This is a genomic window from Streptomyces sp. CG4 (genome assembly GCF_041080655.1).
Lineage (GTDB): Bacteria > Actinomycetota > Actinomycetes > Streptomycetales > Streptomycetaceae > Streptomyces.
In genome coordinates this window covers 2,128,341-2,138,830 of sequence record NZ_CP163525.1, presented here as the reverse complement: position 1 = coordinate 2,138,830, position 10,490 = coordinate 2,128,341, and the positions used below count along the sequence as shown (strand labels likewise).

11 protein-coding genes and 1 pseudogene are annotated in these 10,490 nt (G+C 70.0%); 6 read left to right on the top strand and 6 right to left on the bottom strand.

Going from position 1 to position 10,490, the window contains the following annotated elements; all coding sequences use genetic code 11:
• Positions 1-3 precede the first annotated feature (3 nt).
• Entirely contained in the window at positions 4-1,059 is a 1,056-nt protein-coding gene (locus AB5L52_RS09880; protein ID WP_369363426.1) for a class I SAM-dependent methyltransferase, read from the bottom strand.
• A 446-nt stretch (positions 1,060-1,505) separates the two neighbouring features.
• On the opposite strand from AB5L52_RS09880, the pseudogene AB5L52_RS09875 reads away from it, so the two are divergent.
• Positions 1,506-2,024: pseudogene (locus tag AB5L52_RS09875) on the top strand (carboxyl transferase domain-containing protein); the annotation flags it as partial.
• Between the two features lie 200 nt (positions 2,025-2,224).
• Here the strand turns inward: AB5L52_RS09875 and AB5L52_RS09870 are convergent.
• A complete protein-coding gene (locus AB5L52_RS09870; protein WP_369363425.1) occupies positions 2,225-2,701 on the bottom strand; it encodes a nuclear transport factor 2 family protein in 477 nt (158 codons plus the stop codon).
• 14 nt (positions 2,702-2,715) lie between these two features.
• Positions 2,716-3,453, bottom strand: a complete 738-nt coding sequence (locus AB5L52_RS09865) for an SDR family oxidoreductase (RefSeq protein ID WP_351574453.1) — start codon at positions 3,451-3,453, stop codon at positions 2,716-2,718.
• Between the two features lie 125 nt (positions 3,454-3,578).
• On the opposite strand from AB5L52_RS09865, the gene AB5L52_RS09860 reads away from it, so the two are divergent.
• Positions 3,579-4,421: a helix-turn-helix transcriptional regulator gene (locus tag AB5L52_RS09860; protein WP_369363423.1), complete on the top strand. Its 843-nt coding sequence runs from the start codon at positions 3,579-3,581 to the stop codon at positions 4,419-4,421.
• 109 nt (positions 4,422-4,530) lie between these two features.
• Positions 4,531-4,809 carry a hypothetical protein gene (locus tag AB5L52_RS09855; protein ID WP_369363421.1) on the top strand — a complete coding sequence of 93 codons (279 nt, stop codon included), beginning with the start codon at positions 4,531-4,533 and terminating at the stop codon, positions 4,807-4,809.
• Between the two features lie 152 nt (positions 4,810-4,961).
• Here AB5L52_RS09855 and AB5L52_RS09850 read toward each other — a convergent pair whose 3' ends face one another.
• Complete coding sequence (locus tag AB5L52_RS09850) at positions 4,962-5,399, bottom strand: sensor histidine kinase (RefSeq protein ID WP_369363419.1); 438 nt, start codon at positions 5,397-5,399, stop codon at positions 4,962-4,964.
• Between AB5L52_RS09850 and AB5L52_RS09845 the strand changes: the two genes are divergently transcribed.
• A complete protein-coding gene (locus tag AB5L52_RS09845) occupies positions 5,400-6,485 on the top strand; it encodes a hypothetical protein (RefSeq protein WP_369363418.1) in 1,086 nt (361 codons plus the stop codon).
• 258 nt (positions 6,486-6,743) lie between these two features.
• Here the strand turns inward: AB5L52_RS09845 and AB5L52_RS09840 are convergent, their stop codons facing one another.
• Positions 6,744-7,274, bottom strand: coding sequence for a MarR family winged helix-turn-helix transcriptional regulator (locus tag AB5L52_RS09840; protein ID WP_369363417.1), 531 nt, complete (start codon positions 7,272-7,274; stop codon positions 6,744-6,746).
• Between the two features lie 104 nt (positions 7,275-7,378).
• Here AB5L52_RS09840 and AB5L52_RS09835 point away from each other — a divergent pair, with 104 nt between their 5' ends.
• Positions 7,379-8,284, top strand: a complete 906-nt coding sequence (locus AB5L52_RS09835; RefSeq protein WP_369363415.1) for an alpha/beta fold hydrolase — start codon at positions 7,379-7,381, stop codon at positions 8,282-8,284.
• Between the two features lie 106 nt (positions 8,285-8,390).
• Positions 8,391-9,299, top strand: a complete 909-nt coding sequence (locus AB5L52_RS09830; protein WP_369363413.1) for an NAD-dependent epimerase/dehydratase family protein — start codon at positions 8,391-8,393, stop codon at positions 9,297-9,299.
• A 277-nt stretch (positions 9,300-9,576) separates the two neighbouring features.
• On the opposite strand, the gene AB5L52_RS09825 is transcribed toward AB5L52_RS09830, so the two are convergent.
• On the bottom strand, positions 9,577-10,449 hold the full coding sequence (locus AB5L52_RS09825; RefSeq protein ID WP_351574429.1) for a helix-turn-helix transcriptional regulator: 873 nt from the start codon (positions 10,447-10,449) through the stop codon (positions 9,577-9,579).
• Positions 10,450-10,490 lie beyond the last annotated feature (41 nt).

The window sequence follows — 10,490 nt, the reverse complement described above, 5'->3', positions numbered from 1 at the left end:
GCTTCAGTTCCGGCGTGCAAGGAGCCTGTAGGCGTTGGAGAAGCCCGCACGCCGGGCGACCGGGGCGAAGCACAGGTCGAGCGCGTACGCGGCCAGCACGGCCGGCAAACTGCTCCTCCACAGGACCTTCCGCATGCACCGGGCCGTGGCGGACGGCGGCTGAGCATGCCAGGGCGCATCATCCCGGGGCAACAGGTGGGAGAGCAGGAACACCACAGCGCCGGCAAGGTCCACCGGCCGGTGCGCCACCCTGCGTTCGGTCCCCATCACGGTGAAGCCAGCCTCCTCCAGCGCCTGTTGCAGGTTACGACAGGGCATCAGGTGCAGATGCTGGGGCTGGAACCACGGCACCCACCAGCGGCCCAGCATCCAGGAATACGCCGACCCCGGGTCCGGAACCTCGATCTGGAGCAGCCCGCCGGGGGCCAACGCGGTGTGTGCGGCCGACAGTTGCGCGCGAGGATCAGGTGTGTGCTCCAGATAGTGGTGCATGCTCACCACGTCGTACCGCCCTGCCAGGGAAGGGGCCAAGTCCGTGAACAGGCCCCGCAGAGCCTGGTCGACTCGCCCTTCCGCTTCGGCGAACGCCACCCCTTCACCCAGGTCCAGGCCGTGGAACGTGCTCTTCGGGAATACCTGTCGCGCTGCCTCCGGGAAGTAGCCGTACCCTGTGCCCACGTCCAGCCAGCGCTCGGGGTCGACGAAGGGGCGCAGGGATTCCGCGGCGACTCGATGGCGCTTGCGGCTGCGTGGGGCTCCCAGCAGGCTCTCCGCGGTCTCCCGGCCGAGCCCGTCGTAGCAGTCTCGGTAGTAGAACTCCAGCCCCAGCTCGTTGAGTTGCGGGTTCTGGAAGTGGTGGCCGCATGCGAGGCACCGGTCGATGACGAAGGTGCCGGGCTTGTGCTGGAGAAGGTCGGTGGTTCGCAGACGCTCGCGCAGCCGGTCCGACTCGCACCAGGGACAGGTATCCCGTCTGGGCTCGAAGAACCGCTCGATGCTGGAAACCAGATCCTGCTGGTAGCGGGGACGGAAGGCAGCGATCTGCTCGGCTCGCGTCATCACCCTTGATGTGTTACCACTCCTCCGGCCGTCCTGAACCGCAGACCGACCAGAGCAACTCCAAAAGGGGACAGGGGCGTCGATGCCAGTCCCCTCGCACAGGGCTTGGTCGTGATCGGCGGTCGCCGGGTGTGCAGCGGTGGTGGCGGGGCAGCGCCGGAGGGTTGCGATGAGCCGGCCTGGAGGCAGGCCGCGACCCGACAGCAGGTCTCATCCTGGCGGAGGTTTCTCAAGACGGCGTAATAGCCTGCGTCGGCTCGCCCAAGTGCCGAGCGGCGAAAGCCACTTCACTGCCCGTACGCAGACGCGCGGGCATGCCGGACCGAACCAACGGGGCTTCCGCAGGGGCTTGCGGATCATTAACTCGCCGTCTTGATGCTTGAGCGGGACGGTGATGCCTACCGTGCTTGCGTGGTCGTAAAGGTTTTCCAGGGTGGTGATTTGCCGTTCGGCGCAACAGCAGGGCGCTCCCTCCGGCCCATCCGACGCCAGATCCGGCAGACGGCCGATGCGAGTCCCTGGTCGACCTCGTACCCGCGGACGGCAGCTGCTCCTACGACATGCACCAGGTCATCGAAGAGATCACGGACGACGGCGAGTACCTGGAGGTCCAGGAACGCTGGGCCCCGAACGTCATCGTCGCGCCGGCCCGTATGGACGGGCACACGGTCGGGATCGTCGCCACAGCCAACCCCAGTCCCTGGTCGGCGTCCTCGACATCCACGCGGCCGAAAAGGCGGCGCGATTCGTGCAGCTCGACGTACCGGGCCTCCTGCCCGGCGTCGACCAGGAACACGGCGGCATCATCCGCCACGGGGCCGAGCTGCTCTACGCGTACTGCAACGCCACCGTGCCGCGCATCCAACTGATCCTGCGCAAGGCATACGGCGGCGAACGTGATTTTCCGCCGCCGGATCCAGGACGCCGACGACCCCGACGCCATGCGCCGACACATGGTCAAGGAGCGGCTCGATATACCCATGAATGGGCGACAACGGATCATCCGGAAACGGACTTAACGCCCTCTCGGGCCTTGGCGCTGTCGTCGCCAAGGCCGTGGGCCTCTGGGGGCGCGCGGCGGTCGCAAGCACTCGATCGGCTGGCGGTGAAGCTGCCGCGCGGCCCAGCGCGTTGATTCACCGAGCAGTCGACGACGTAATCCCGGTCACTCCGGTTCGAGGGCTCGCAGGGTGTCGTCGCCATCGGTCCACAAGACCCCGAGCCGCTGCCGGGTCAAGAGCCAGCCGTTCCCGTTCCGGCGGAACTCCCAGTCGTAGGGGCCGCCCATGGAGTAGGGGGCGGAGGTTCTCCCGGGAGCGGTGACGGCGACGAACCACATGTATCCGATGCCGGTTGCCCGGTCGCCCGCCACGTCTACGTGCATGTTGAGGATGTGGTGCTGGATGCTCGTGCAAGGCGACTCGGCCTCCTGCACCTTCGCGCGGATGGCCTCCCTTCCCTGGATTCGCTGCCAGGGCCCGAACTCCAGCACGGCGTCTTCGGCCCAGCACGCGGACCAGGTCCGCCAGTCCTTGCGGTCCAGTGCCCGCCAACCGCGGATCATGAGGGCGCGCAGGGCGTCCCGGTCCTCCAGGTCCCGCACTCTGCGCGCCAGGTCGTCAAGAGGGTGGGTGTGCAGCATTCCGGTTCCCTCCGTCACTGGGCGCTCGCTGCAGGTCGTACGACGATCTCGTTGACGTCGACGTGCGGCGGCTGGGAGATCGCATAGGCGACGGCGTCCGCGATTGCGGAGGCCGGCAGGGCCACGGCGCGGTAGGCCCGCATGGCCGCCCGGGCGGCCGGGTCCGCGATGCTGTCGGCGAGTTCGGACTCCGTGACGCCCGGCGAGACCAACGTGACCCGAATGTCACCGGCGGACTCCTGACGCAGGCCCTCCGAGATCGCACGGACCGCGAACTTGGTGGCGCAGTAGACGGCCGCGGTGGGAGAGACCTCGTGCGCCCCGACGGAGGCGATGTTCACGATGTGCCCGCCGCCCTGCGCGCGCATCACGGGCAAGGCGGCGGAGATGCCGTGCAGGACACCCCGCATGTTCACGTCGATCATGCGGTTCCACTCCTCCGTCCTGAGCGCCTCCAGCGGCGACAGCGGCATCACCCCGGCGTTGTTGACCATCACGTCCACGCGGCCGTAGCGCTCTTTGGCCGCTGCCACGAAGTCCTGGACATCGGCGGCCTCGGTGACGTCCAGGCGCTGGGTCGCCGCCGTGCCGCCCGTGGCGGTGATCTCCGTGACGAGCTGGTCCAGGCGATCGGTGCGCCGTGCTCCCAGGAACAGGCGGTGGCCGTCGGCGGCGAGCCGGCGGGCGGTCGCCTCGCCGATCCCGCTGCTGGCACCGGTGATCGCTACGACCTTGACTGTCTGGTCCGGCATGACTGCCCCTTGTCTCTTGGTAGGGCACCGAGTCTGGGCGAGGTGTTCCAGCCGGCCCAGGCCGTGTGCTGCCTGGGTGCGGTACACCCAGGCAGCACACCAGGCCCGCGGCCTAGCCTGGGCACATGACCGACAACCAGCTGGGTGAGTTCCTGCGGGCGCGCCGTGCGGCCGTGCGGCCGGACGAGGTCGGGATGCCGAGCCACGGCGTGCGAAGGGTGGCCGGGCTGCGCCGCGAAGAGGTCGCCGTACTGGCAGGGGTGAACGCGGACTACTACACCCGGCTGGAACAGGGCCGCGAACGCCACCCGTCCGCGCAGGTGGTGGATGCGCTCAGCCGCGCGCTGCTGCTGGACACAGACGCCCAGGCGCACCTTCACCAACTGTCCGGAACCGCGCCGTCCCAGCGGCCCGTCGCCGCCACCGACCAGGTCGCCCCCGCCCTGCGCGCCCTGCTGGACGGCTACCCCAGCACTCCGGCGTTCGTCATCAACCCGATCCTGGACATCCTGGCCGCCAACGCCCTGGCCGAGGCGCTGTACTCCCCCTTTGAACCGAAGGACAACCTGGCCCGCATGGTCTTCCTCGACCCGGCAGGCCGGCCGTTCCACCCCCGATGGGACCGGACAGCCGAGACGGTGGTGGGGCACCTGCGCCAGGCGTCCGGCGCCGATCCGGGCAGTCCACGCCTACGGGCTCTCGTAGGCGAACTCAGCACGCGCAGCACGGACTTCGCCCGGCTGTGGAACACCCACACCGTGCGCGGCAAGACCCGGGAAAACAAGCACTTCCACCACCCGGACGTCGGCGGCCTGACCCTCACCCACCACGCATTCGACGTGCGGGACGCCCCCGGCCAGCAGTTGATCATCTACCATGCCGAACACGGCAGCCCCAGCGCCGAGGCACTCAGCCTGCTCGGCTCCGTGCACGCCACAGCCAACCGCACCCATCGGTCCGCCGGGTGACAGCCTGCGCGTGGCACGGTGAGCACAACGGATCTACGGACCGCACGCATCTTGATGGCCGCAGCACTCAAGCGGCCCTTCCGGGCGGAGGAGCGGCGTCCACGACCGTATGTCCGAGGCCGAGGTCGACATGTCCGAGGCCGAGGCCGACGCCGCCGTCAACCGGATGCAGGCCGACACCGGGGTACGCATGGTGACGGTCGTCATCGAGGCGATGAAACTGTGGACGGCCGGCTGCGCCGACCCCGCCGACCTGCGCACGATCGACGACATGGCACGGATCCTGATCAGCGCCATCATGATGTTCACCCCGGACCCGAACAACGGCGAACCGCTGCCATCGCTGCTCACGGATCTTCGGGCTGCCGCGCTGGGCTCGACTATGTGACGGGTGTTCTAGACAGGCTGAGCGGTCTTCGCCGTCGAGCCTGTCGAGGTGGTCCCGCAGGTGCGATGCGGCCTGCGGCAGGGCGAAAGCCACCCGCTCAAGGGCCACGATCGTGTCCTGGATGTCGGCCGGCTGCATCCCGTCCGTCATGATCAAGGAGCCGTTGAGCGTTCGGACCGCCTCGGCTGCCTGGTCCGCGAGATGTGCGGGCAAGCGTGGGGAGGCCATGGAGGGCGTTCCTTTCCCGCGGGACGGCGCGTGGTCATCTCAGGGGCGGGGCTTGCGTTTCGTGCCATCCGTCGCGCGGGTCGGAGTCGGCCTTGGTGGGCAGGTGGAAGACGGCGGTGGTGCCGCCCCCCGGGGGTCTCCTCCAGACGCAGGGTGCCGCCGTGGGCGGTGGCGATGCGCCGGCAGGTGGCCAGTCCCAAGCCGGAGCCCTCGACGTCGCGGTGCAGGCCGCTGAACATCTCCGTCACCCGCTGCCGGTCCTGCGGCGGGATGCCCCGGCCGTTGTCGATGACACGGACGTCCCACCCACGGCATCCGGCCCAACCGCAAGGGCTACGCCCAAGCGGACAGTCATCGCCCATGTGCCGGAGATCAAGGACGACAGGCCACACTGGCACGACCAGGGCTTCCTGACCGACCTCGACGACTGGACGATCGGCGTCCTGATCACCTACCTCACCGACGCCGACCGGGGCCGGCGCACCCTCACCCCGACCGCCCCCGACCTCATCGCCGACCGACTCCTCGACCGCCCCTCCCCGATTCGCTGCGAACCACACACAGCCGGCACCGGCCGGCCGGAGGACGACGCGTCGAACCAACCGGAGAGCCATCTGCGGCCCGGAATCTTCGACGACACCCCCGTGCGCGAACGCCAACCGATCGCCGCGGAGCACCTGCGCCTGCTGCGCACCGTCGCGCCCGTCACCGACCAGCGGTACCTGGCCTTCTCGACCGGCGGCGGCGGGGCGGAGGTCCTGCCGCCGCCGGTCATCGAGAAGCGGCTGGCCACCGGATGGCGGGGTGCGATCGTCGCGGGAGCATCGGACCTGCCGGCGAGCCTCATCAACCCGTGGATCAAGGAAATCGGCTCCCGGCCGGAGGGCGGCCAGAGCATCTGGCCCGACCGGACGCGTGACACGCCCGACGAGCGGTTCGGCGAAGAGCTCGGTCTCGCCGACGGCGCCCGCGCAACCGCCTGGCTCCGACACAAGGACGACGGCCTGGAACGTGACCTGCGATGCCTGGCCCCGGCCCGCGGAGCGGCGGACCTGCGATCACTCGACGGGGGCCACGACCGCGAAGGACGCCGCCTCACAGTGACCAGCGCCGTCTGGCACGGCCTCCTCGTCGCCGGTCGCCGACTCGACCTCAACTTCGACTGGTGCAGCAAGTGCGACGGCTTCGCGGTCCGACGGCTCACCGACGGCCAACTCTGCTACTACCGGGCTGCCCACCGCCTCCACAACCTCGCCCGGACGCTCGGCCCGAACCGCAGCGCCCCGGACGGGACCGACTGGGAAGCCCTGGAGACACAGCTCAGCGACCTGTCCGACTGGCGCCGGATCGGCGAGAAGTGCGGGGATGCCCCTGAGTCGTGGAAGTGGCTGGAGATCGTTCGCAACCTTCAGCACAGACTTGCGACCTTCCGCCGCCGTACTCCGTAACGAACACTCGCCTGGTGCGGTGTGGACGATTCAGCGACCGGCACGTTGATCGTCCACACCGCGCTGTCGCACGCCGCTGAGGCCCCACAGACTGCACATCGGATGCGGCCACCGGCCGGACGGACAGAACGAGTCCCGACCTCGCGGCCATCCGCTACGCCGCGATCCTGTCCCACCACGCGCACGTCGACTACGAGGCCCATCTCGGGCTGCTCGGCTCCGGCATGATGGTCAACCAGCGGGAAGCCGACCGGGAGGTTACCGGTCCGTGCTCGGGCGCCGCTCTGGAGGGGCTTGTTTTCCAGAGGGGTTTCGCGGGCTGATCGTGGCGTCGGTGAGGGCGGCCAGGACGGTGGCGACGGTTGGCACGAGGTCGGCGGGGACGTGGTCGAGGACGCGGCGCCTGGCGCTGGCCAGGTGAGCGGGCTGGGCCGACTCGATTCGGCTGCGGCCGAGGTCGGTGAGCACGGTCTCGTTGCCGCGCGCATCGGAGCCGTGGCGTTGCTTGGAGACCAGGCCGTGGGTGCGGAGCACGTCGACGACGCGGGTGATGCGCGAGGGGGTGAGCCCGGTGGCGGCGGCCAGTTCCGACATGCGCATCCGGCTGTCGGAAGCCTGGCTGAGCGTGAGCAGAACGGCGAACTCCGTCATCGACATGCCGGCGGTGCGCGTCATGTCGTCTTCCAGCACCCGGGGCAGGGCGTGGACCAGGCGCCCGAGGGACTGCCACAGCAGCATCTCATCGGGGTTCAGCGGGGCATCGGGGTTCAGCGGAGCGGCGTTGTCCACGCCCCCATCCTGCCGCTACTTGCCTGAGCAAGCAAACTGGGCTAATACTTGCTCAGGCAAACACTTTGGGTCATGCCGCACCACCCCGACCCCCTGGAGGACCCGTGACCACGGCCACGCAGGCGCTCCCGGCGCCTGCTCCCGGCAGCGCCGCAGAGCGACTGGAAGGCTTCACCCACCGGTACGCGGACGCCGGTGGCGTGCGCCTGCACTATGTGATCGGCGGGCAGGGCCCGGCCGTCCTGCTCCTGCACGGCTGGCCCTTCACCTGGATCCAGTGGCGCGCCCTGATGCGGCCACTGGCTGGGCGAGGCTTCACCGTGATCGCCCCCGACCTGCGCGGCTCGGGCGACTCGGACAAGCCGACGGGCCCCTACACCAAACGCGACGAAGCCGAAGACCTTCACCACCTCGTACGTCATCTCGCGCTCACCGACGTGAGCGTGGTCGGCGCCGACATCGGCACGATGGTCGCCCACGCCTACGCCCTGGCCTACCCGGACGAGGTACGCCGCTTGGTGCTGACCGAAGCGCTCCTGCCCGGCTACGGGCTGGAGGCGCGGATGAACCCCGCGACTGGTGGGTTCTGGCACTTCGGCTTCCATGCCCAGGCCGAACTCGCAGCCATGCTCACCGCCGGCAAGGAGGAGGAGTACCTCGGCGGCTACTGGGCGATGATGTCCACTGGTGGACTCACGGACGAGGATCGAGCGCAGCTGCTCCGCGCCTACTGTGCGCCGGGAGGGATGCGCGGCGGGTTCGAGCACTACGCCACCCTCGCCGAGGACGGCCGCGCCGCCCGCGCCGCCGGTCGTCTGGCGATGCCGGTCCTGGTGCTCAGCGGCGAACACGGACTGCCGCAGCAGGGCCTGCTCGACGGCGCCCGGCAGGCCGCAGCCGATGTGCGCGCCGACATCGTCCCCGCGGCCGGTCACGCCATCGCCGCCGACAATCCCTCCTGGCTCGCAGAGCGCCTCGCCCGCTTCCTCCTGTCGGACGGCACCGCCTGAGCCCGTCCTGTCTCCGTTTTCCGGCTGTGCTCCACCATCCAGACTTTATTGCTTGGGCAATCAATTACTTGTGGTATGCCCCATCTCAGTCCTAGGGAGAACCATCATGAAGATCCTCGTCATCGGCGCCACCGGGTATGCCGGGTCCCGCGTCTGTGCCGCCCTCTCGCGAGAGGGCCACGCCGTCCTCGGGCTGACCCGCGACACTGCCTCGCGTGCCGCCCGGGCGCTGGAGTTGGCCGAAGTCACGCCCGTCGCAGGGGACTTCGCCAAGCCTGACACCTGGCGCGGTCACCTGGACGGTGCGGACGCGGTCGTACACCTGCTCATGGACATGGCCGACCCCTACGGTGGCGATCAGCGCCTGTTCGCCGAGCTGACGACCGCACAGGAGCGCTACGGGCGGCGCGGCCACCTGGTGTACACCACCGGCATCTCCTCCTACGGCCGCACCGGCTCGTCCCTGATGGACGAGAACACTCCCGGCAACCCCGACAGCCCCCTCAGCTTCCGCTTCCGGCTGGAGCAGGAACTTGCCGCTAGCGGCCTGCCCCACACCATCGTGCGGCCCGGCTTCCTGTACGGCGGCGCCGCCACGACCTCGATGACCGGCCAGTGGTTCGCTGCGGCCGAGGCCGGCAAGCCCGTCTTCTACGGCGACACCGGCAAGCGCTGGAGCTGGGTCCACGTCGAGGACCTCGCCGACGCGTACGTCCGCATCCTCGACAACCCAGCCGCCGTCAACGGCGAGACCTTCGTCATCGCCGACGAGCAGCGCCTGCGCGCCCTGGACGTCCAGACCGCGGCCGTCCGCGCCGCCGGCCACGCCGGCGAGATCGCCCTGGCCCCCGTAGAGGACGGCGGCATGATGCAGACGGCCGCCGACCAAGACGAGCTTGTCACCAGTGCCAAGGTACGCCGCGTGCTCGGCTGGCGCCCCAGCCACGCCTCCATCACCGACGCGATCGATCTCCACTACTACCGCGCTTGGAAGGCCGCGCAGCCAAACGGCTGACCATCGCGCCGAGATCCGTCATCGCATTGTTCGGTGTTCTCACCCCCTGGGGCTCCCGGACGAGGGCCAGTGTCCTCACCGGCTGCTGTCCGGGTGACCGGACGTGCCGAGGGTGGCCGGCCTCGGCGGGTAGCGCTGACGTTGCTGCGGCGTTCTCTCCGGGGAGCGACGACTGAGCCGGAGGACCACCCGATGCGTCAGCCCCGGTGATCGATGGCGACCGGGGGGCTTCGGGTCGACCGGCCGCAGTTCAGGCGAGGAGCCTTCCCCCCCGTCATCAGGTGGTGCGCGCGGTGGATGCCTTGGCTGCCGCTCGTGCGGGCCGGCCGGGGCGGGGGTCGTCGGCGAGAGTGCGCAGCAGGACGAGGGCGTCGGCGCTGGGGGTGCCGGGTTCGGCCGAGTAGACCAGCAGTCGCTGGCCGGGGGCGCTGGCGACGGTGAACGCCTCGTAGTGCAGGTACATCTCGCCGACCTGCGGGTGCCACAGCGGTTTGTCGTCGCTGGTGCACGGCCGGACGTCGTACCGGGCCCACAGGTCGGCGAAGGCCGGACTGCGCAACGAGAGTTCACCGATGACCTGGGCGACGCGCGGGTCATCAGGAAAGGGGGCAGCCTGCGCGCGTAGGCTGCTGACCAGGCTGCGGGCGGCGCGGTCCCAGTCCCGGTAGAACCGGCGGCCGGCCGGGTCGAGGAACAGCATGCGCAGCTGGTTGTCCATCCGGGCGAAGCCGCTGTAGAGCTGACCGGCGGAGTGGTTGGCGGCCAGGATGTCCAGTGCCGGGCCGACGATGCAGGCCGGCAGGTCCAGGAAGTGGTCCATCAGCCGCCGCAGCTCGGGGCTGACGGTGGTCACCGGTCCGGCGGCGGTTCGCGGCGCGGGCTGGGCCAGCCGGAACAGGTGCGCGGCGGCGTCGTCGTCGAGGTGCAGGGCGCGGGCGACGGCACCGAGCACCTGCTCCGAGGGATGCCGTTCGCGGCCCTGCTCAAGGCGGGTGTAGTAGTCGGTGCTGACCCCGGCGAGCAGCGCGACCTCCTCCCGTCGCAGGCCCTTGACCCGGCGGGAGGTGTGCGACGGCAGGCCCGCCCGCTCCGGCGAGACCAGGTCGCGACGGGCGCGCAGGAAGTCGCCGAGCTCGTTTGCCCTCGTCATACCCGCAACGGTACCGCCGCCTTCAGGGGGAGAGCCTGGGT